Raw genomic sequence first — 21,384 nt, 5'->3', positions numbered from 1 at the left:
ATCGGTTTATAAATTAACTTTTTGTTTTATAGACTTATGAACACGCATTTAACTCCCCCTCGTTTTTTAGTTACTAAAGTTGCTGCATTGATTTGCGCTATTTTAAGTGTCTCTGCTGTTGCTGATGATTCGATTGAAGTGATCGAAGTGCAAGGTCATGCCCAAAATAGTCATCAATTGCTTGGCTCTGCCGATTCACTGTTATCTGATTTAGGCGTTGATTTTTCAGCGGCGGGTGGTGTATCAAGCTTACCTGTATTAAATGGCATGATGGGAGACAGGGTTAAAGTATTAGTGGATGGTGCGGATGTCACTGCGGCGTGCGCTAATCAAATGAACCCACCCTTGTCCTATGTCTCTGCTAATCAAGTAACATCGTACAGTGTTGTTGCGGGGGTATCACCGGTTAGCAGCGGGGGCGATAATATTGCCGGGGTTATTCGTGTGAATACTATTGCGCCCGAGTTTAGCGATTCGGAACAGCTCACTTGGCGCTCAGGTTATACCACCGCACAATATAAAAGCGTTAGCGACAGCCAAGCCTATGGGCTAGGTATGGGTATTGCGAGCAACAATGTAAGCGTGTCTTATCAAGGCAGCTTTGAAGAGGCTAACAGTTATAACGATGGTCATGGGGAGCGTGTACTCGACACGTTATATCGTGTGCAAAATCATGCATTAACAGGTGCTATTCGTGATGATAAACAGCAGGTTATAGTAAAATTTAGTCATCAAAAAATTCCCTATCAGGGTTTTCCAAATCAATACATGGATATGACCGATAACACCAGCTATGGCTTAGTTGCTCAGTATAAACGAGAGCTTGAAAATGGTGATTTGCAGGTGCAAGTGAATGCGCATGATGTAAAACACAAAATGGGTTTTTTTAGTACAGAGAAACCCGGCATGATGCCTATGAATACCGACGCACAAGACTACAGTTATCAGTTGCACTGGCGTTTAGACTTATCTGCAGAATCGTCACTTTTGTTTGGGCACGAATATTACAGTTATCGTATCGATGATTGGTGGCCTGCTGTTGAAGGGTCAATGATGATGGGGCCGAACGAATACGTAAATATTAATGATGGTAAACGTAATCGTCTGGGTGCATTCGCAGAGTATGAAAGTCAAGTTAATCAAGCATGGTGGCTGTCGGCAGGCATGCGTATTGAACAGGTAACAACAAATACAGGCGACGTACAAGCCTATAACAAAGGGGCTATGGGCGGTGTGGGTCATATGAACTCAATGATGGACATGTCAAAAACCGATGCACAGGCTGCGATGGAATTTAATCAGCGGGATCGCAAACGTGACGATACTTTAGTTGATATTAGTCTGCTTGCACGCTACCAAATAAGTCGCAATGATGAGCTGCAATTTGGTTTTGCCCGTAAAAACCGAGCCCCTAATTTATATGAGCGTTACAGCTGGGGTGTTGGCACTATGGCAAGTACCATGATTGGCTGGTTTGGTGATGGTAATGGCTACATTGGTAATCCTGATTTAAAAGCCGAAACCGCTCATACGCTAAGCGCTAGCTACACTAAGCTGGCAAAAGATGATAGCTGGCAAATAACGGCGAATGCCTGGTACACGCAGGTAAATGACTATATTGATGCTGAAGTGACGCAAAGCTTTAACCGCACTGATAGTGCTCATACCAAGCGACATATTCTTACTTTTACTAATTTAGATGCGACGTTGTATGGGCTAAAATTAGCAGGCCTTATTGAGCTGTATAATTCGAAGCAAGCAGGTAAATGGCAGTTAAAAGGAGCGTTTACCAGCAATTATGGCGAGCGCGATGACAGCCACGAAGATTTATATCAAATTATGCCATGGCACACAGAACTAAGCATTGAACACGCGTATAAAGGCTGGGAAAGCACCTTGAGTTGGCAATGGGTTGACAGTAAAGACAAGGTGGATGAGCGCCGATTAGAAAATCAAACCGATAGCTATAATTTATTAGCTATCTCAAGTAAAAAAACATGGCAAAATTTAACCTTTAAGTTAGCAATTACCAACTTACTTGATGCGTATTATCAGCAGCCTCTTGGCGGAGTGAACATTGCTAACTACAAGCACGATATGCACACTGGCTTTGAGCAGTTAGCAGGACAAGGTCGCTCCTATAATGCCAGTATCAGTTATCGGTTTTAGGGAAGGGGTTTTGTATTTGTAGGCGCGATGTCAAATCGCGCCTACAACCTGCTTACACGCTTCGTGTCACTTAATCGGCAAATAAATATCAGTTTGCAAATCACATTCATCCACCTCATGAATTAAATTGAGGTAATGAAAGAAACACGGAAAATCACGCACTTCTTCACCACTTTGTGGTAGCCACTCGCGGTATAAATAATACACTGTATCGCTAATCGTATCGTGTGAACCATTATGGCGCACTACGGCACAGCGTCCCGCTGGGATCTCGCCATTTCTGACTCCTTGTGGGTTATCAGGAATTGGCTTTGTAATGCTGCCGGCAAAGTCAAAACGAAAGGCATGATCTTCAGTTGTTGCAGGGTCACTGTATGGAATACCATAGGTGTTGCTGGTTTTAACCGGTGATAATCCTGAGCTTTTTCGCCAATCAATAAAATGTGCGGCGGTATTCATAAGGGTATTTGCAGCACCTTGATGGGTTAATAAAGCGACGGGCTGGGCTTTTAAGTCGACAATGTTTACATTCATAAAACAGTCCTTTTTATCAGGTAAAGAAAATTCAAACTGAGAGTGCCAGTTAGGCCAGTTTGGTTTGCTTCTGAATTCACTAGGAGACTGTGTAAAAGTGCGTTTAAAGGCGCGGCTAAATGCCTCTGGGCTATCAAACTGTGCTTCGAGTGCAATATCAATCACTTTGACTTGATGCTCAAATGCTAGTCGAAATGATGCACGTTTTAAGCGAGCAAGTTGCGTGTACTTAGTCACACTGACTCCCACTGAAGCGGCAAATAAACGGTGAAAATGATATTTTGAACAACAGGCTACATCACTCAAGGTGTCGAGTGATAAAGAGTCATTGAGATGCTGACTAATATAATCACAAACATGCTCAATACGTTGTTGTTGCTTCGTTTTCATGATGACTCGTTAATGCTTATTCAGAAGTGTGTTAAGTGTGTCATGACCCTTAAATGGTTACCTGATTGAAATTGCGCATTTTGAGTTTAATTGATATTGAGTAAATAGGTAGCGTGCTAGCAGGTGTTGCTTTAGGGCAAAATAAAGACGCGCTAAAGCACGACCTAAAAATAGCGGGGATGAGATGTGCCCCAGGTTTATGCTAAAAAATTATGTGATGTAAAATCGCGGCTACATCTCATTTTCTTGTTGCGCTAGTTTTTCACGCTCAGCTTTTGAAACATACGCAGGCTTACTGCTTTTGTGTAATTTAGCATTGGCGCGTTTGTCTTTTTGTTTCAGTTTAGTGAAGATCTTTTTTCTACGGTTCATGGTACTTTGTAAGTTATGGGATAGGCCAGTCAGTATTGTACAGAGCAATTGCTCAGAAGCCGAGCAGTTTTCGTCGCACAAGAGATATCATGTCGCGATTATAACCGTTACAATCAAGGTCTACTTGCGAAAACCTTCTAAAACTCTGGAACTTATCTTGAAACATTCATTACTTGCTGCATTCTTATTTAGTGCCTTTTCTGGTCAGGCTGCCATCGCTGAACAAAGTGAACAACTGGCTAACTATGCGGTCGAGCGCTATCAACAAGCACAAATTCATACCCTCGAAAATCTAGTTTCGTATCCAACGGTCAATAAAGAGGGCCTAGCTACGCCCGATAATCCAGACTTTATTGGCTTTAAATCATTTTTAAAAATGAAAGCGGCGCAGTTTGGTTTTGATTATCAAGATTTAGGCTACACGGTATTAATAGGCATGGGCAACCAAGCTGAGAAAGTAACGATTGTTACGCACGGGGATGTTCAACCTGCTGATGCCAGTAAATGGCAACAAAGCCCGTTTAAAATGGATAAAACCTCTGAACCTGGAAAGCTGATTGCCCGTGGTACTGAGGATGATAAGGGCGCAATTGCCACAGCACTCCATGCAATGAAAGCCATTAAAGATAAAGGGGTTACTCTAAATAACCGTATTGAACTGATGGTATACCTTGCTGAAGAGTCGGATTGGGCGCCACTTAAAGAGTTTATGAAAACCTACCAGCAACCTAAGTATGCGGTGACGATTGATGCGTCGTATCCGGTCGTAGTGGCAGAAAAAGGCTGGAGTTTAATTGCGCCAACATTTTCAGCCACTTCAGCGCAAACAGGCTTATATGTCACTGATTTAAAAGGCGGTGCTTTTGTAAGTCAAATACCAGAAGATGCCAGTGTGTTAGTGCATAATGCGGATGCCGCGACTGTGGCAAAATTACACGATAACGTTGGTAAACTTAAAAACGTGAAAGTGGCGATAAAAGAACAAGAAGAAGGTTTATTGGTGCAAGTAAAAGGGACCTCAGCTCACTCGTCTGAGCCGGAGTCGGGCGAAAATGCCATAGCGCATCTTGCTGAAATATTTAAAGGACTAGACCTTGAAAACAACAGCGACGGTCAAGCAATCGAGTTTATTAACCAGTTAATTGGCCTTGACTTATATGGCGCTCAGTTTGGTGAAATTGCTTATCAACATGATTTTATGGGGCCTATGACTGTGTCGCCAACATTGTTATCACGTGATGGGAATGAAATTAAGCTGTCGGTTAATATGCGTCGCCCTGTCGGAAAGCAAGAAGACGTATTAAAGCAGCAAATTAATAATGCGCTGACTGCGTGGCAAACACGTAATAACGTGACATTAAAAGACACTGATATTGTTATTGGCACGCCTATGCTGTTAGACAGCGCACCGCATGCACAAGCTTTATTGGATATTTTTAAGCACTTTACGGGTGATGAAGACGCGGGGTTTGTGTCGATTGGCGGGGGCACAAATGCAAAGCTGTTTGATAATGCTGTATCGTTTGGGCCATCAATGCCAGGTAAAAAATACACGGGTCACTCAGAACATGAGTTTATTACTGAACAGCAATTAGCGCTGAATTTAAAAATGTACACCGCGATGATGATAAAGCTCGGAAATATGTAATCATTTGCAAACGTAAAAACGCCACTTCAATGAAGTGGCGTTTTTGTTTAGTTAATTTAATTTTTGGCTAAGGGAAATTTCTGCATTCATGAGTTTTGATATAGGGCAACCTTGTTTAGTTTGCTGGCACAGCTCGTTAAACGTCTCTTCAGAGATATCAGCTATTTTTGCTGTTACCTCAAGAGCGATGTGGCTGACCTCAAAACCATCATCGACTTCATCAAGACTGACGGTGGCTTTGGTTGTAATGTCATCGGCAGTATACCCTGCTTCTGTTAATGCCAGCGACAGTGCCATACTGAAGCAACCACTGTGTGCTGCTGCAACTAATTCTTCGGGGTTCGTACCAGCCTTGCCCTCAAAGCGGGTATTAAACCCATACGGTTGTTTATCTAAAGCACCGCTTTGGGTACTAATACTTCCTTTACCTGATTTAATGTCGCCAGACCAGCTTGAATGTGCGGTTTTTTTAATCGTCATAGTCATCTCCTTTGTAATTATTTCGGCGAGTGTGAAATGCTTTCATGGTTTTCGCCAAAAAAAGTGTCACTTACACGATACGTTGCAACTTAAAGGCCAAGGTGACTGTGCACAAGCCGTTTGCTATGAACAAGTTAGTATGGCGTTAGCTGATTGGTAAGACGTTATTTTGCTGTTTGCGTTCAACTTAAGTTGGGGCAATTAACACCACATAAAAATAACGTCGATTTATTTTGTAAATTTAGAGGACCTGATAGGGCGATGTTAACTGGCGGTTTTGGAATGACAAAATAGCCTTATTTTTTACTATTCCGTTTTCAATATTGATGGCACGTCGAATTGTTTCATCTTTTTGCCATTGCGCTCTTCCCGCTAACACGCTGGGTAGATAAACAATTAACGCAGCAGAGATTGAACGTGTTGCACTTTCCCATAAATAGCTAGGCGTGTGGTCAACAGCGTAATAATCAATGGTTTTATAACGAAACATTGGTTCGGCAAATGACGTGGGTTTAGCAAAAAAGAACCCCATATCTTCATCGCAACTTACATCTATAATTAAGCTATTCGGTTTAAGGCAGTCAGCCTCTGACTCAATCACAAAATGCACTGGGTTCGCTGTTTCTTGAAAAGTGCCATTAACAATAATATCGGCTTCACTAATGAGGTCGATTAAGGGTCTGTGTGTTCCGTCGTGTTCTACGACCATCATCCGGGCTTCTCCCTCAGAGCCTTGACGTACTTTAACGTAATGACAGTTTAAAACCTCTTCACGAACTTCATGATCAGGGCGTTGAATACAAATTGTAATGTCTCTAAAACCATGAGCTTGTAACGCATAAATTGCCCCACGACTAACAGCACCAAAACTAAAAATAACGGTTTTGCGTTGATTTCCGTAATGACCGTCAACCCCTTTTAATTGCAATGCATGGATAACGGCGCAGTAACCAGCCATTTCGTTGTTTTTATAAAAAGTGTGACGACCCGCATGCCCATTTGGTGACCAAACAAACATATCTTCAAAGGCTATTAAGGTTAATTTTCTATCTAAAGCTGCTTGGGTAATATCGCGTTGTTGAACACAGTGAGCATACCCCCACAGAGTCCCGCCTTCTTTTAATTCGTTTAAATCGGCAATAACGGGTTTAGCGATAATCACTGTACCAAGGTCTTTTAAAAGTGCGCTGCGAGAGGCGATACCGCCTGTAAGCGCTGCGATTTCATCATCTGTTATATTAAAGTCTTTTCCGTAGCCTTGTTCAAAAATAAGCTGCTTTCTGTGTTCTTCAGGAATCCGTTTTAAGTGCTCTGGGTGAATAGGGTAACGTCGTTCATCTGTTTTGCGTGAAGTGCCAATGACGCCGATCTTTAATTTATTCATGCTACAACCTTGATTATATGTTCATTAACGCATGTGTTAATAAACTCGAAAAGGACTCACAGGCAAGCGAAAGCCTACGCTGTAAAGTGATGCATAGTAAAAGGTGTTAATAAGTGCTGAATGTTAAGCAGTGATAAATCAGGATTTTAACGTGCTATGAGTAACACGTTGGTTGTGCTGTAGTGTGCGCACACCGTGAGTATAACAGGATAACTGTTTGCTTTGTGAGCTTTAAGCCTCCTTTTAAATTGTTTTATTCCGCTTTGTTTTTAGTGTATTTACAACGTTCTGAGCAGTATTTAACGTGTTGCCAGTCTCGTTGCCATTTTTTACGCCATGCAAAAGGGCGCTGGCATACAGGGCATATTTTTGTCGGTAAGTTCACTTTTTTATGTGCCATTGTGTTGCCTTTGTAAACTGAGGATGTGCTTTTTGAGTACCGCTCTGGCACCATGTTTTACATCATCACGCTCTCTAAACGCCCACAACCTTTCGCGGGCTTCCTTTGCTGCTTGCGTTAAATCAACCATGGGCTCAGGGTAATCTTCACCCAATTTAAAATTATTAAATAACGCTTCCATTGGTGGCTGTTGCCATGGCTGGTGGATATATTCGATGGGTAAATTACTAAGCTCTGGGCACCATGTTTTAATAAATATGCCGTCTGCGTCTTTATCTTCAGATTGTTTTATGGGGTTGTACAGTCGAATCGTATTAGTGCCAGTGACAGAGGCTTGCATTTGTATTTGAGGATAGTGAATCCCGGGCTCAAAATCTAAAAAGTAGCGCGACAATATAAGACTGACACAATGCCAGTGAATATTTAAATGATGGGTCATAAAGCTGACTAACATCGCCCGCATTCTAAAGTTAATATAGCCTGTAGCTGCAAGACATCGCATACAGGCGTCAATAAGCGGGATGCCTGTGTTGCCGTGTTCAAACCGTGATAGGTGCTCGCTAACCTTGTCGTCATTTCGATAGGGGTAGTGTTGATACGCAGGATTTTGCGGTGCGAACTCCATGCTGCATTGAGTTTCAAACTTTTGCATAAAATGACAGTGCCAATGCAATCGTGATTCGAATGCATGCAGCGAACGGCGCCAACTCGAAGGGCGTTTGGGTAAGTAGTATCTGAGAGTTTGATACACTTGACGAAGGCTTAAGTTTCCCCATGCTAAATAGGGTGAAAGACGTGAGCACGACTCTTTGCTTTTTGATGGGCTCGAAATACCTTGTTGATAGCTCTGAGCTCTTGTCTCTATAAAGCTTTTTAATACGGCTCTGGCTGCGTGGGGTCCTCCGTGCTGAAACTGCTCATCATTTGTTTGATACTGTTTTACATGCTCGCAAGCACTGTAGCCCGAAGGTAAAATAGCATTAAAAGAATGCCAGTTAGGCGTGATTAAAGGTTGCTGCATCACGGTTTGCCAATGCTGCTGCCAATCAAATTGTGCTGGTCGTGCCCTTACGACTGCGCCTAAGGGCGTTTCATGCCAAACAATAGCTTTTTCTTTGAGCCATTTATGCACTGCTTTATCACGTTCAAAGGTATTGAGTAAGCCAATTTCTTGATGACTGTATATGGCCTTAATATCAAATTCATTAGATAAAGATTCAAGCAAGGAGATCATGTCTTGATTGTAAATTGCAATTTCGGCTTGTTGTTTTTTTAGCTGTGCATTGAGATCACATAATGACTGATAAACAAATCGCCAGTGACGGTGGCTATAATGAGGATCATCTAACAAAATTGGCTCAAAATTATAGATAAGCAAACAGGGTAAAGGTGAATCGGCGGCCTGTGCGAGTGGTGCATGATCAGAAAGCCGTAAATCACGTTTAAACCATACTATATTGATTTTTTGTTTCCCTGCAGTGGGCATAGCTTGATAGTTAATTGCTTGAACACGTGATTGATACGTATGAGAACGCAGATATGATTATTCAAGGAGAGAAATAGTTGATTATGGCGATGTGTACGATTGAATGGCTTTTACTAAAAGTAAAAGCGGCCACTGTCATCGTGGCTGCTCCATTTTTTACAGGTTATCTGTAAATGAACTAATTTGTTGCTCTGCAGCTTGCAAGCTTTGCTCTGCTCCCGGCATTGCTAAGCCTTCGGCATAGATAAAGTTAATATCTGAGATACCCACAAAACCAAGTACATCTTTTAAGTATTTAGTTTGTGTATCCATGTCGGTGCCTTGATATATACCGCCACGAGCAGCGAGTACAACGACTTTTTTGTTTTCAAGCAAACCGACAGCGCCTTGCTCTGTGTATTTAAACGTAATACCAGCGCGTGCGATACGGTCAATCCATGCTTTGAATGTTGATGGAATACCAAAGTTATACATAGGCATACCAATAACAATTAATTCGTTATCAGTAAGTTCTGCAATTAACTCGTCAGAGATAGCCGCCAGTGCTTTTTGCTCGTCGCTACGTTCGTTAGCGTCAGTCATCCATGCTGCCATTTCTGTTTGCGTTAAGTGAGCAATAGCATCGTTGCTTAAATCGCGAGTGGTGACAGCAATTTGTTGTTTGCTTGATAGTTGCTCAACAAATAGCTGGCTAAGTTTAGTCGAATTACCTTGTTCACCATTTAAAGATGAATTTAACACAAGTACTTTTTTCATCATGTCACCTAAGAAACTGAATTGATGTAACGATTATAATGAGGGTATGAATGAAATAATAATGGTAAAAATTGAGTGATACGTTCGCTTTAATAGAACGGTTGCAACGCTGCTATAATTTCTGTTCGCATTTTTTAAATGCTTAATGTTATGCTCATTTAACAATTTTAAAAAAGGACTTTTATATGAAATACTTAATGCTAAGTATTTTTGTAGTACTGTGCTTGACTGCTCGCGCAGAAGAAAAGCCGTCACTGTCTGTTGAATCATTTGCTTCATTAAGAGCTACCAGCCAGGTTAAATTGTCACCAAGTGGCACGCACTTATCCTTTATTCGTAATATAAAAGGTGAGCTGGTGTTAATGGTGTATAACCGCAAAACACAAGAAGCTGTTCCCATTATTCGCGCTGATAATCATACGATTTTCTTTGATTGGTATACGTGGGCAAACGATGAGGTATTACTTCTCGGTGCACGCTATATACAACGTCAAATTGGCGGCCCTAAATATTCATCTACTCGCCTTTATGCGTACAATATTAATGATAAAGGCAAAGCAAAGCTTGCCATTAAGCCTAACTATGGACGTGATGAACGCCAACCCCAGTTTGCTGATCAAGTTATAAGTTTTTTACCTGACAAAAAAGATAAAATCTTGATTCAAGGCGACTTTGAAATAGCAAATACACCAGGAGTCTATGAGCTCGATCTTAACACGCTGAGAAAGAAAAGAGTTCAACGCGAGCGCAGCAAAGTGACCGATTGGATAGCTGACCGTCAAGGTAATGTGCGTATTGCTCGAAAAATGGATGAAGATGAATTTGAATATTTCCTGTATGACGAAGGTTCATTAGACCGCCGCTCATTATTCAAATTTAAAGCATTTAGCCAAGAGAGTGTGACAATATTAGGCTTTGATAAAGACCCCAATATTATCTATTTTAAAGCGCTTCAAAATGGCTATGACGCATTATTTAAAATGGATTTAACCACGAAAAAGCAAGAGCTCGTTTTTAGTGATGATAATTACGACTTTGATGGAGGGATTTTTTACTCTCCTCTGACGGGCGAAGTTGCAGGGTTTACTCATTCAAATATTGAAGAAGGGATCCGTTATTGGGATGACGATTTAAATAAGCTGTATACATCACTGCGTGCGGTATTACCGGCTGATAAGTTTGATATTGATATAATCGATACCAGTGAAAACCAGCGCCAATATGTACTTTACCTGACAGGTGATGGAAGCACGGGAACATATATGCTTGGTAACCGTGACACCAATGAACTCACCGTGTTCGCCAGCGCGTACCCAGACATTGATGACCGTGTTTATTCAGGGAAAGAAAAAATTAGTTATAAGGCACGTGATGGTTTAACGATTGAAGGGTACTTAACCTTGCCCGTGGGCTATAAAGAAGGGGATACGTTACCAACAATTATATTCCCTCATGGGGGACCTATGGCGCATGACTACTCAGGTTTTGATTATTGGACTGCTTTACTTGCATACAATGGGTATGCCGTTTTACAACCGAATTTTAGAGGCTCAAGTGGGTATGGCCATGAATTTGAAATGGCAGCAGTGCAAGGGTTTGGTAAAAAAATGCAAGATGATTTGCAAGATGCCGCTCTTTGGTTAGTTTCACAAGGTATCGCTAATAAAGATAAAATTTGCATCGGCGGTGCAAGTTATGGTGGTTACGCCGCGTTGATGGCTGTTGTTAAGCATCCTGAAACATTTACATGTGCCGCGAGTTTTGCGGGTGTCACCGATTTAGAACGCATTGTGAGTAAAGCGCGTTACTTTACAAATAAAGAAATTGTGCGTAAGCAATTTGGTACCGACGACGATGAGTTGGCAAAATACTCACCGGTTAATTTTGCAAAGCAAATTAACCGTCCAGTTTTGCTCGTGCATGGTTCAGACGATAACGTTGTGCCTGTTTATCATAGCCGTGAAATGGAAGATGAGCTGAGCGATGAAGGAAAAAATGTCACGTATATTGAACTCGAAGAGGGAGATCATTATCTGTCACATCAGCCTTATCGTATTACAACATTAAAAGCGTTTTTAGATTTCTTTGATGAACATTTAAAAAGCGACTAAAAAAGGCGACTTAGGTCGCCTTTTTATTAATAAGCTAATTCTGCATCAATATTTCTGACTAAGTTTGAAACCCAGTTAATGTATTGGCGGTGAATTTTATCGCCATCATAATCTAAGTTGATCGAGTCTTTGTAATCAATTGAGTACTCAGTGGCGTTGTAGTTAATATCAACACGCAGCTGGTGCTTTCTAATATCAAGCTTTCCTAATATTTTACCGTCTTCGCTCGCGCGACATGTCCAGCCAAGTTTCATACATGCTTTGAGAATATTTGTTTTAACGCTGTCAGCAGTGTGTGTTTTATTGGCGGTTTGTGGGACAGGGTTACTGTCGAAGTTACGAATAGGTACACTTGTACTGCACGCTGATAAAACAAGTGTAGCCGCAAGTACTAAGCAGAGCTTTTTCATGATAAATCCTTTTTATGTAATAAAAACGGCATGATTATGCGTTTTTTTTGAGGCGGGGTCTAGGCATCAGGTAAAAACCAAGCACTGATAGCACCAGCAATACCCAGCACACTGTAAAATAGAATCAGCTCTGCGGTGCTTAAATATGCATTTAATAAGCCAACACTCCCAAGTACCAATAATATAAGACCGATCACCGTATTGCTCACCGATACATAATCGGTTCGTTTGTTGCCTTCAGCCATATCTACCAAGTACGTTTTACGACCAAGACGAACTCCCTGATGAGCAACAGTGAGCAAAAAATAACATAACGGGAGAAGCCAAAACTCACGGAGGGTTGCAGGGCTAAAGTGTGCGATTAAATAAACGGCTAAGCCATTGAGAGTGACTAACATGGCTGCAAAAATTAAAACGCGTCGACTTGATAGGTCACTCAACCTACCCCAAATGGGTGCTGACACGAGACTCGCAAGCCCAGAAAGGGCCATAAAAGTAGCAAGCAAAGAAAAATCAAAAGCCTGTTCGCTGGCTAAAACAATATAAAAAGGAGCGCTAAGTGCAGAGCAAAGCAATAAAGCACGCGTAACAATGAAGTGGGCAAATTGTTTATCTTCGTACAGTAGCTTTAGTTTCTTAAACGCATGCAATAAACCATTTTTAGCTCCTTCAGTCGCTCCTTCATATTCTTTGATGCGACTGTAGCTCAGGGCAGCAAATATCCACATGAGGGCTGCCAGCATCAACGCAACATAAACACCATTTTCGTAGCCTAACGTTTGTAAATACCATAAGCCTAAACCAAACGTAAGTGTCGCAAAGCCTGCAAAACTGGCGGCAAGACCACTAATGTTGCCACGTTGCTGTTTGGGAATCACTTTTCCAAGTACATCTTTAGCGGCGATAGAGTTAAAGCCCCGAGCAAGGCTAAACACAACTAAAAGAGTGAGAATGGCATACCCGGCACTGCTTCCTGTTAGGGTTAATGCGGTAATGAGCATTGCTACAATGCATAATGCTTGCACAATGGCGCCGACAACCCACACCCACTTGCGTACTTTAAGTTGGCGGATAACGTTGGCAATAGCAAGTTGCGGCAACATTGAGCCAGACTCTCTAATAGGAACCAGCCACGCAATGAAGCTGCTGGGCACATTAATGCTGTGTAATAACCAAGGCAAGGTTACTTTTGGGTTGAGCAGAGCATCGGCAAATTTACTAAATAGTTGACTCACTAAAAGGGTAATAAAGTTGCCTGGCACAACCTTACACGCGGCCTCATCAATGGCCTTGCAGGCGCGCGCGTCTTCGGTATTGCTGAGTCTTTGATAGATGTCTTCTTTACTGAGCTTTTTCATCTTTGAATCGGATAGAGGAATTTATGTAGCAAAGGGCTGCATAGCAGCCCCACTGTTAAAAATCGTTCTTACTGTGGCGTTCTAAAAGTTGCTCAGCTTCATCACCCCACGTACGATTTACACGGCGACCTCGTTTAACTGCAGGGCGACGTTCAATTTGTTTTGCCCAGCGTAATACATGGCTGTATGACTCAACATCTAAAAACTCAGCAGCATCGTATAAATAACCCAGTACCAAACTGCCGTACCATGGCCAAATAGCAATATCGGCAATGGAGTATTCGCTACCAGCCATGTAATCATGATCACTTAAGTGACGATTTAATACATCTAACTGGCGCTTTACTTCCATGGTGAAACGGTCAATAGGGTATTGCATTTTAAACGGTGCATAACTGTAAAAATGGCCAAAACCACCGCCTAAGTAGGGTGCTGAACCCATTTGCCAAAATAACCAATTACGGCACTCTGTTTTACTGGTATGGTCGCTGGGAATAAGCGCATCAAACTTTTCTGCTAAATACTGTAAAATAGCGCCCGATTCAAATACGCGGGTAACTGGCGTGGTGCTATGATCCATTAAGGCTGGAATTTTTGAATTCGGGTTGACACTAACAAAGCCAGAAGAGAATTGATCGCCATCCGCTATTTTAATTAAGAACGCATCATAATCAGCGTCGTCGATACCAAGCTCTAATAGCTCTTCGAGCATAATTGTCACTTTTTGACCGTTTGGTGTCGCAAGTGAGTACAGCTGCAAAGCATGCTTACCAACAGGTAAGTCTTGTTCATGGGTTGCACCCGCTACAGGACGGTTTGTTTTAGCCCATTCTCCCCCATTTTCAGCGTCCCATTGCCACACTTTAGGTGGCGTATAACTGTCGGTATTACTCATTGAAACTCCCTAAATTGTGCTTTAATGAATGTTGTTACGAGATTACCATCCTAGTTGATCAACCTAGTCAAGGGAAGTAGAGTTAGAAAATAGCATTATTACTGAGTGTAATAAGTACCTAAGTAATTAAATTGAAAGTAATTTAATACCGAAGTCGACGACTGTTAAGGAGCATGAGATGAAAAAACACGGTTTGGCCATTGGTTTAGAGCGCATAGGTAGTACCTTTTACCTAACTTTTAAAGTCGTTGGTAAGCTTACCCACGCTGATTACGAAACGCTCACCCCTTTAGTGGATAATGCACTTAAAGCAGTGCCTCGCGCAAAAATTAGAGCATATGTAGATATTACAGAACTGGAAGGGTGGGAATTACAAGCGGCTTGGGATGACTTTAAATTAGGGCTGAAACACAACAAGGAATTTTGTCGTGTTGCGGTACTGGGTAATAAAAAGTGGCAAAAAGTAGCCAGCAAAGTGGGTAATTGGTTCACAACGGGTGAAGTGAAGTATTTTGAAGATGCAATAATTGCAACCGAATGGTTGCACGAAAAGGTAATCAGTGACAGCAACTAATCAATTAAAGGTAGCGACATTTAATTTATACAATTATTTAGCGCCCCCCGATGCGTTTTATGATTTTCAGCGTATTTATAGTGCTGAACAATGGGCTAAGAAGCAGCGTTGGTTGGCTGATTATCTTCACAATCAGCAACCGGATATTATTGGCTTTCAAGAAGTGTTTAGTATTGATGCATTAAAACAGCAAGTGAACGATGCAGGCTATGCGCACTTTGCGGTGGTTGATGAGCCGAGCGTTATCGATGAGTTTATATATCGAGACCCGGTTGTTGCAATTGCTTCTCGCTATAAAATTATGGCTTTAACTGAGGTTGAACCCGACCCTCACTATGCACAGCAAATGGGGCTTGTCGGGGAGTTTTGTTACAGTCGTCGGATTATTCGCGCCACGATAGATGTGCCACATATTGGTTATGTAGATTGTTATGTTGTGCATTTTAAATCAAAGCGTAGCCTGCTTAATAGCGTTGAAGATAACAGCAAAACCGAGGAGCAAAATCTGCTTTTGCAGCTAAAAGACCAAGTAGCAGGGCGCTGGGCGTCAAGCATACAAAGGGGCAGTGAAGCGGCGTTATTATTAATTGAAATTATCAATCGCAGATCACAGACAGACAATCCTGTTATTGTGATGGGAGATTTTAATAATGAACTGCATGATGGCGTGCTGAACCATTTAATTACTGACTCATTGCGATTCACCGCTAGTCGACATAGCAAGGCGTTTACCGCCAAGTATGCGCTGCAAGATAGTTGGCAACTTTATCAACGCCATGTTGTAACGGACAATGAGAGAGAGGCAACCCATTACTTTGGTAGCAGTAGTTCGGTGTTTGATTACATTTTGCTTTCTAGAGAATTTGATGCAGGCTTTCAAGGTAGCTTCTACGAAGTCATTGACTATCACACCTATGATCAGCACTTAATCAATCCACAATTTGCCTATGACGACCAAAGCACCGACCATGGTGTGGTAATGGTTACATTAGCATTAAGGAGTTAAATTCATAACTCCTCAAAATTATCGAAGATGCTGTTTGTCTCGCTTTGCAAAGAGATAACCGATAAATGCACCGCTAATAGCGCCGAACAAGTGGCTTTCGAACGAGATATGAATACGCTGCGGGAATACACCCCAAATTAAGCCACTATAAAGTATGACGACAGCAATACTGATGAGAATCGCTTTGAATGAGCGATGCATAATACCATAGCAAATTAAGTAGCCCCACAAGCCATAAATTACGCCACTTAAGCCCACATGTATATTGCTGCGGCCAAATATCCACACTAACAATCCTCCAAGCAATGCAGTACTGACAAATACCAGCCAAAAGCGTTTTACACTGTATTGACATACTAACCATGCGAGAATCGCAAAGGGCACTAAATTACTAAAAAGGTGTGCCCAGCCACCGTGTAAAAAGGGGGCAAAAAATATGCCTGAAAGGCCCGATAGTTGGCGAGGCAAGATACCTAAGTCATTAAGGTTTATACCGGGCAGTGTATTGATAATTTGTAGTACAAGACACAGTAGCATTATGCCCAGAATAGCGAACCGTTTACTGCTGATAGGGGGAAGTTTAGTAGCTGATTTTTCAGTCATGGTTGAAGGCTCTTAAATCAATTCGACTGAATCAGTATAACGTATTAAGAGTGAAGGTAAACACCTTGTTTTGCAAGGTGTTTACTGGTTGTTATCTCGCGTTTTTAGCCAAGTTTAGTAAGTAGTTTTTTAGCTGCAAGTTCTGAGCTTGCTGGGTTTTGACCGGTGATCAATAACCCATCTTCGATAGCCAGCACGCCCCAGTCATCGGTTTTTTGGTACTGACCACCTTGTTTAATGAGTTCATCTTCAACAAGAAGTGGTACAACATTCGTTAGTTGTACAGCCTCTTCTTCAGAGTTACTGAACCCCGTCACTTTTTTGTCAAACACTACCGACTTACCCTCGGCATTTTTGGCATTTAATAAGACGGCACTGGCATGGCATACCGCACCAACAGGCTTATTAGAGTTTAAAAACTGTTCAATTAAACGAATAGAGTCTTGGTTATCAACTAAATCCCACAGCGGACCATGGCCGCCTGGGTAAAATACAGCGTCGAATTCATCGGCATTCATTTCGCTCAACGGTTTGCTGTTTGCCATTAAGGTTTTTGCGGCGCTGTCTTCTTCAAAACGTTTAGTTGCCTCTGTTGCAGCATCAGGAGCGGCACTATTTGGGTCTACAGGCGGTTGCCCCCCTTTCACTGATGCTAATGTAACGTCAACGCCTGCATCAATAAAGGCATAATAAGGGGCTGCAAATTCTTCTACCCAAAACCCTGTTTTATGACCCGTGTTACCTAATTCATCGTGTGAAGTAAGTACCATTAAGATTTTCTTCGCTGACATAATTAATCCTCGTTAATTGTTTAATGAATAGCGTTGATATCACTATAGGGGTTAAAGCTAAGTTTAACAACGCAGATAAAATTGACTTCATTGGTTTAATTATTGATACAATCGAGCGAGGTTTTAGGAGAATGCCATGAATGTATCGTTTGAACAGTTAAAAAGTATGGTGGTATTTGCACATATTGTGCAGCAGGGGAGTTTAACGAAGGCAGCCGAGCAACTGGGTCTTTCGCGCGCTGTGGTGAGTTATCATTTAAAGAAACTAGAGCAGCAATTACAGCTTACCTTATTAAACCGCTCAACGCGTACTATGACCTTAACAGAAGCGGGTAAAGTCTATTATGAGCGTTGTCACGCAATTGCTGAACATGCCCAAGCGGCTAATTTGCATCTAGAAAACTTAAAAAATGAACCTGTCGGGGTGATAAAACTCAGTTGCCCAGTGAATGCTGGTTTGCAGCTTATTGTGCCTGCGCTTGCACAATTTAAACGCTTGTATCCAAAAATCGATATAGATCTGCAACTAAGCGATGACGTTGTCGACATTATTAAAGAGGGGATAGATTTAGCGATCCGAGGTATTGCGCTTGCTGATTCAAGTTTACAAGCAACTAAACTGGCAACAATGAAAACGTGTATATGTGGCTCTGTTGATTATTTTGCCAAGCACCCAGTGCCCGAAAGCGTAGATGATTTAGCGAACCATACTTGGGTTGTTTATCAGCGAAGTAGCGCCACGCTGAGCCTAGAAAAAGATAAGCGTCGCTTTGATGTTCCCCTTAAAGGCGGGATTAGCACTAATAATGCCGCAGCGCGCACGGCATTTGTTGAAGCGGGGCATGGTCTTGCAAAAATCCCTGTTTATGACGCGTGGCCAAAAGTAAAAGCCGGGCTTTTACGTACCGTGCTTAATGAGTATAAATCGGCTGATATTGAATTGTATGGTGTCTTCCCGCCGGGGGCTGCGGGAAGCAAAAAATTGCGAGTATTGCTTGATTACTTAAAGGATTATTTTGCTAATCAAGTTGCCACGATGGGTATTTAAGCAAACAGGGTTAACGCAAAGTACGATTAAACAATGCAACAGCTTGTTGGTACATAGTTAAAGCGAGAGCTGGGTCGTAACGATCTCCCTTATCGCGCATAAATGCATGTTGTGCGTTAACTTCTTGCCACTGGTAATTAATTCCGGTAGCAACGGCTTGTTGGTAAATTTTAAGGCGGCCTTCTTTTGGTACATGTGGGTCTTGTTTGCCCCAAATAAAGTGAATTTCTCCTTGTATATCTGCCATGCGCTCAAACGAGTTATTGCCTGATTGTGCGGGCAATGTGTCACTGTGTATGTCTGTTGCATATAAACAAAATGCGGCTTTGATACTTGGGTTTAATGCGGCACGATAAGCAAGGTGACCACCAATACATACACCCATCGCTCCCACACAGCCTGTGCAATACGCTTGCGCGCGGGCAAATGCGATAAGGGCTGTGGTATCAGAGTCGTGGCTTTCAAGTGGTTTAGCCCATTTGTCGGCATTGCCTTTATCTTTGCCTTCATCATCGTAGGCAAGCACCGTGCCGTGTGGGTTTAACTCATGAAAAACCTCAGGCACTAACACGATAAAACCATGGCCTGCGAGCATAGCGGCAGAGCGTGCAATGGGGGCTGTTTCTTGAAAAATTTCAGAGTAGAAAATAATACATGGGAATTGGCCTTCGACAGCTGGGCGGTAAATGCTGGTTCGCATCAGACCTGTTGGGGTATCTATGTCGTGGCTATGGTGTTGAATAATCATGTTAATCCTCTAAAAACGGTTTAAGCAATAATACCTCAGCCCCACCTTTTGGACGAGTAAAAGCCCTTGAAATTTATTGATGCTCAGTTAATTCTCTGAGGCAGGGTACTGCATACAGCTTGCGTAATAGGTAAGAGTAGCAGGCCAATCAGAGAAAATAGCCATCACTCCCACTTGCTTAGCAAGGACGTCTATCACAGTCATCATTTGCCCATCTTGTTTAATCACAGGGGCAATCGACTGGTAATAATATCCACCGCCATTATTTAATGGGCCTGAGCGCTCTAAACTCCAAGTAATGATGTTCAGTCCGGCTTGTTTAGCTTTAATAGCATACAGCGAGGGCACGATTTTACCTGACTGTTCAAGACTTAATAGCATCCACATTGGCGGTGCAATAATGCGTACTCCATCGTCATACAGAGCCTGCATTGATGGCTGCCAAGTTGTTTCATCCATAGCATTAAAGTGTGCTTGCTCATCTCGGCCATCAAGGTAAATACTGTTGTTTGCAAATTCAGGGTGATTGTTTAGCCAATACTTCACATCGTTAAGATTAAATGATTGCGGATAAACATCTTGGCTATTCACGCCTAAGGCCTGATATTCATCAAGCATTTTTTGCGCGTAATCTTGCTGGCTAAAACCATCAAAGGGCATGCTAACTGCTGGGCTTTTTAGCTCAGGGGTCATTTTCACACCCAGTTCTTTAAACAGCGCAATACTTTGCTGGTGGGTCATTACAGTACCACTGTTTGCATATAAATCAGTGCGCCAGTTTGGCGTCCCTTGCAAATACTCTGCAACCGTTTTGGCATTTGGATTGGCGCCATCCATTTTTGCTTTTAACGTTAAAAACTCAGCTTGGGTGATATCGCTAGTGCAGCATTTAGCCTGAGCCGGTTGGCCGTCTTTGGCCGGGGTAAAAGGTTGGCTGCATTTTGCAGCGAGTTCTGGAATAGCTAAAATGTTGGTAGTGGTGTGTAAATCACATTGTGAATGACGACACACGAGTTGCTTATCTTTGGTAAAGGCAACGTCACATTCAAGTACGCCAGCCCCCATTCTTGCTGCGGCTAAATATGACTCTTTACTATGCTCAGGAAACTGCATGGGGGCACCGCGATGACCAATGACAAAATCAGTTTTGTAAAAAGGGCCATTACCGCATGCCGCAAGTTGCTGCTTTAACGGCCCATCAGGCATATTGTCGATTAAATAGTAAGGCCTAGCGCCAACTTGCACTGCCTGCTCCTCTGGCAGACTCTTACAACCTTGAATAATGAACACTAAACAACATAAAACCAGTGCGCGCATAACAGCATCCCTCTAATCGAATAGAGTTTAGCTTATCAATACTACGTGGCAGTTTTATTAAGTTTCTGATTTATAATAAGTGCTAATAAGATAATCGCCGCGCCAATGGCAAGCTTGGTGATATCGGCATCACGATTCCAAATAACAATGTTAACTATTATCCCTGCTGGGATCAGTAAGTTATTCATCACCGCAAGCGCGCCAACATTCACAATAGTTGCGCCTTTATTCCATGCAAAGTAGCCAAGCCCAGAGGCAATCGTGCCTAGGTAAATGAGTACGCTCCATTGTGTCGTTGTGGTGGGCAGCTTGCTGGTATCGCCAAACAAACCGTAACAAATCAGTGCAACAATTAGGGCACCAATAAAGAACCAAGCAAATACCCGAGAGTGCGGTAGCTGCTCATCTTGCATCAAACGTTTGTAGGTTACTTGCCCGGTAGCAAAGCAAATATTGGCAGCCTGAACCATTAACATACCAATGAGGTAGTTCTCATCAACGCCTTCGTAACGTATGGCGACGGCTCCCAAAATAGCCAGCATTGCGGCGAATAAAAATTTGGCATTAAAACGTTTTTCAAGCAAATCGTTTAATAAGGTGATGTAAAGTGGCGTCATTACCGTGAATAGTAGTACCTCTGGCACACTGAGGTACAAAAACGAATGGTAATAAAAACTGTACATGACACCAAGCTGTACCGCGCCTATTGCCATGAGCTTTAGTGCTAAGGCTTTAGGGGTTTTTCGCCATTGTAAAAAGGGTAAAAACACGCACGTTGCTAAGCCTATTCGCATTAACACACTAAACCACGCATCTACTTGCCCTGCTAAATACACGCCAATAAGACTAAATGAAAAGGCCCACAGAAGGGTAACAGCGAATAAGTAAGTCATGTTGTTTTAGT

General features: G+C 42.3%; 21 protein-coding genes. 6 read left to right on the top strand and 15 right to left on the bottom strand.

Translation table 11 applies throughout. The annotated features are described in order from the left end of the window. Positions 1–36: 36 nt before the first annotated feature. Positions 37–2,169 (top strand): TonB-dependent receptor plug domain-containing protein, encoded by a 2,133-nt coding sequence (locus IT970_RS11035; protein ID WP_196857327.1) that lies wholly within the window; start codon positions 37–39, stop codon positions 2,167–2,169. Positions 2,170–2,235: 66 nt separating this feature from the next. Here the strand turns inward: IT970_RS11035 and IT970_RS11030 are convergent, their stop codons facing one another. Together IT970_RS11030 and IT970_RS11025 are read right to left on the bottom strand one after the other, a co-directional pair. Beyond that, positions 2,236–3,093: an AraC family transcriptional regulator gene (locus tag IT970_RS11030; RefSeq protein ID WP_065978586.1), complete on the bottom strand. Its 858-nt coding sequence runs from the start codon at positions 3,091–3,093 to the stop codon at positions 2,236–2,238. A 231-nt stretch (positions 3,094–3,324) separates the two neighbouring features. Further along, the gene (locus IT970_RS11025) at positions 3,325–3,465 is read right to left on the bottom strand and encodes a DUF2986 domain-containing protein (RefSeq protein ID WP_074988980.1); all 141 of its coding nucleotides are present in this window, start codon (positions 3,463–3,465) and stop codon (positions 3,325–3,327) included. A gap of 214 nt (positions 3,466–3,679) precedes the next feature. Here IT970_RS11025 and IT970_RS11020 point away from each other — a divergent pair, with 214 nt between their 5' ends. Further along, complete coding sequence (locus IT970_RS11020; RefSeq protein WP_230235588.1) at positions 3,680–5,113, top strand: dipeptidase; 1,434 nt, start codon at positions 3,680–3,682, stop codon at positions 5,111–5,113. A 51-nt stretch (positions 5,114–5,164) separates the two neighbouring features. On the opposite strand, the gene IT970_RS11015 is transcribed toward IT970_RS11020, so the two are convergent. From IT970_RS11015 to IT970_RS10995, 5 genes are all read right to left on the bottom strand, one after another. Then, positions 5,165–5,593: an OsmC family protein gene (locus tag IT970_RS11015; protein ID WP_074988979.1), complete on the bottom strand. Its 429-nt coding sequence runs from the start codon at positions 5,591–5,593 to the stop codon at positions 5,165–5,167. A 241-nt stretch (positions 5,594–5,834) separates the two neighbouring features. Continuing rightward, entirely contained in the window at positions 5,835–6,977 is a 1,143-nt protein-coding gene (locus IT970_RS11010; protein WP_196857326.1) for a N(5)-(carboxyethyl)ornithine synthase, read from the bottom strand. Positions 6,978–7,230: 253 nt separating this feature from the next. Next, positions 7,231–7,377, bottom strand: a complete 147-nt coding sequence (locus IT970_RS11005; RefSeq protein WP_074988977.1) for a DUF2256 domain-containing protein — start codon at positions 7,375–7,377, stop codon at positions 7,231–7,233. Next, entirely contained in the window at positions 7,367–8,863 is a 1,497-nt protein-coding gene (locus IT970_RS11000; protein ID WP_118844486.1) for a cryptochrome/deoxyribodipyrimidine photo-lyase family protein, read from the bottom strand. The genes IT970_RS11005 and IT970_RS11000 overlap by 11 nt, the downstream gene beginning before the upstream one ends. A 156-nt stretch (positions 8,864–9,019) precedes the next feature. Next, positions 9,020–9,619 carry an FMN-dependent NADH-azoreductase gene (locus tag IT970_RS10995; protein WP_036966872.1) on the bottom strand — a complete coding sequence of 200 codons (600 nt, stop codon included), beginning with the start codon at positions 9,617–9,619 and terminating at the stop codon, positions 9,020–9,022. A gap of 185 nt (positions 9,620–9,804) precedes the next feature. Here IT970_RS10995 and IT970_RS10990 point away from each other — a divergent pair, with 185 nt between their 5' ends. Continuing rightward, entirely contained in the window at positions 9,805–11,730 is a 1,926-nt protein-coding gene (locus tag IT970_RS10990; RefSeq protein ID WP_196857325.1) for an alpha/beta hydrolase family protein, read from the top strand. 26 nt (positions 11,731–11,756) lie between these two features. On the opposite strand, the gene IT970_RS10985 is transcribed toward IT970_RS10990, so the two are convergent. The 3 genes from IT970_RS10985 to yghU are packed head-to-tail and all read right to left on the bottom strand — an operon-like array spanning position 11,757 to position 14,393. After that, positions 11,757–12,140 (bottom strand): hypothetical protein, encoded by a 384-nt coding sequence (locus IT970_RS10985; RefSeq protein WP_036966879.1) that lies wholly within the window; start codon positions 12,138–12,140, stop codon positions 11,757–11,759. Between the two features lie 59 nt (positions 12,141–12,199). After that, a complete protein-coding gene (locus IT970_RS10980; protein ID WP_182395202.1) occupies positions 12,200–13,498 on the bottom strand; it encodes an MFS transporter in 1,299 nt (432 codons plus the stop codon). A gap of 55 nt (positions 13,499–13,553) precedes the next feature. Further along, positions 13,554–14,393 (bottom strand): glutathione-dependent disulfide-bond oxidoreductase, encoded by an 840-nt coding sequence (yghU, locus tag IT970_RS10975; RefSeq protein WP_182395201.1) that lies wholly within the window; start codon positions 14,391–14,393, stop codon positions 13,554–13,556. A 178-nt stretch (positions 14,394–14,571) separates the two neighbouring features. Here yghU and IT970_RS10970 point away from each other — a divergent pair, with 178 nt between their 5' ends. Both IT970_RS10970 and IT970_RS10965 read left to right on the top strand, forming a co-directional pair. Continuing rightward, positions 14,572–14,967: an STAS/SEC14 domain-containing protein gene (locus IT970_RS10970; protein ID WP_036966888.1), complete on the top strand. Its 396-nt coding sequence runs from the start codon at positions 14,572–14,574 to the stop codon at positions 14,965–14,967. Continuing rightward, complete coding sequence (locus IT970_RS10965) at positions 14,954–15,973, top strand: endonuclease/exonuclease/phosphatase family protein (RefSeq protein ID WP_036966891.1); 1,020 nt, start codon at positions 14,954–14,956, stop codon at positions 15,971–15,973. Before IT970_RS10970 ends, IT970_RS10965 begins: the two co-directional genes overlap by 14 nt. Positions 15,974–15,991: 18 nt before the next feature. On the opposite strand, the gene IT970_RS10960 is transcribed toward IT970_RS10965, so the two are convergent. Then, positions 15,992–16,576, bottom strand: a complete 585-nt coding sequence (locus IT970_RS10960; protein ID WP_036966894.1) for a rhomboid family intramembrane serine protease — start codon at positions 16,574–16,576, stop codon at positions 15,992–15,994. A gap of 104 nt (positions 16,577–16,680) precedes the next feature. After that, on the bottom strand, positions 16,681–17,367 hold the full coding sequence (locus IT970_RS10955) for a type 1 glutamine amidotransferase domain-containing protein (protein WP_036966898.1): 687 nt from the start codon (positions 17,365–17,367) through the stop codon (positions 16,681–16,683). A 136-nt stretch (positions 17,368–17,503) separates the two neighbouring features. On the opposite strand from IT970_RS10955, the gene IT970_RS10950 reads away from it, so the two are divergent. Continuing rightward, positions 17,504–18,415: a LysR family transcriptional regulator gene (locus tag IT970_RS10950; RefSeq protein ID WP_196857324.1), complete on the top strand. Its 912-nt coding sequence runs from the start codon at positions 17,504–17,506 to the stop codon at positions 18,413–18,415. A 10-nt stretch (positions 18,416–18,425) separates the two neighbouring features. On the opposite strand, the gene IT970_RS10945 is transcribed toward IT970_RS10950, so the two are convergent. The 3 genes from IT970_RS10945 to IT970_RS10935 form a co-directional block, all read right to left on the bottom strand. Beyond that, positions 18,426–19,163: a dienelactone hydrolase family protein gene (locus tag IT970_RS10945; protein ID WP_196857323.1), complete on the bottom strand. Its 738-nt coding sequence runs from the start codon at positions 19,161–19,163 to the stop codon at positions 18,426–18,428. Positions 19,164–19,250: 87 nt separating this feature from the next. Beyond that, positions 19,251–20,480, bottom strand: coding sequence for a glycerophosphodiester phosphodiesterase family protein (locus tag IT970_RS10940; protein ID WP_196857322.1), 1,230 nt, complete (start codon positions 20,478–20,480; stop codon positions 19,251–19,253). Between the two features lie 41 nt (positions 20,481–20,521). Next, positions 20,522–21,373 (bottom strand): carboxylate/amino acid/amine transporter, encoded by an 852-nt coding sequence (locus tag IT970_RS10935; protein ID WP_196857321.1) that lies wholly within the window; start codon positions 21,371–21,373, stop codon positions 20,522–20,524. Between the last annotated feature and the right edge of the window lie 11 nt (positions 21,374–21,384).

The organism is Pseudoalteromonas sp. A41-2 (assembly GCF_015767615.1).
Lineage (GTDB): Bacteria > Pseudomonadota > Gammaproteobacteria > Enterobacterales > Alteromonadaceae > Pseudoalteromonas > Pseudoalteromonas lipolytica.
This window is presented reverse-complemented; position numbering and strand designations above follow the sequence as displayed.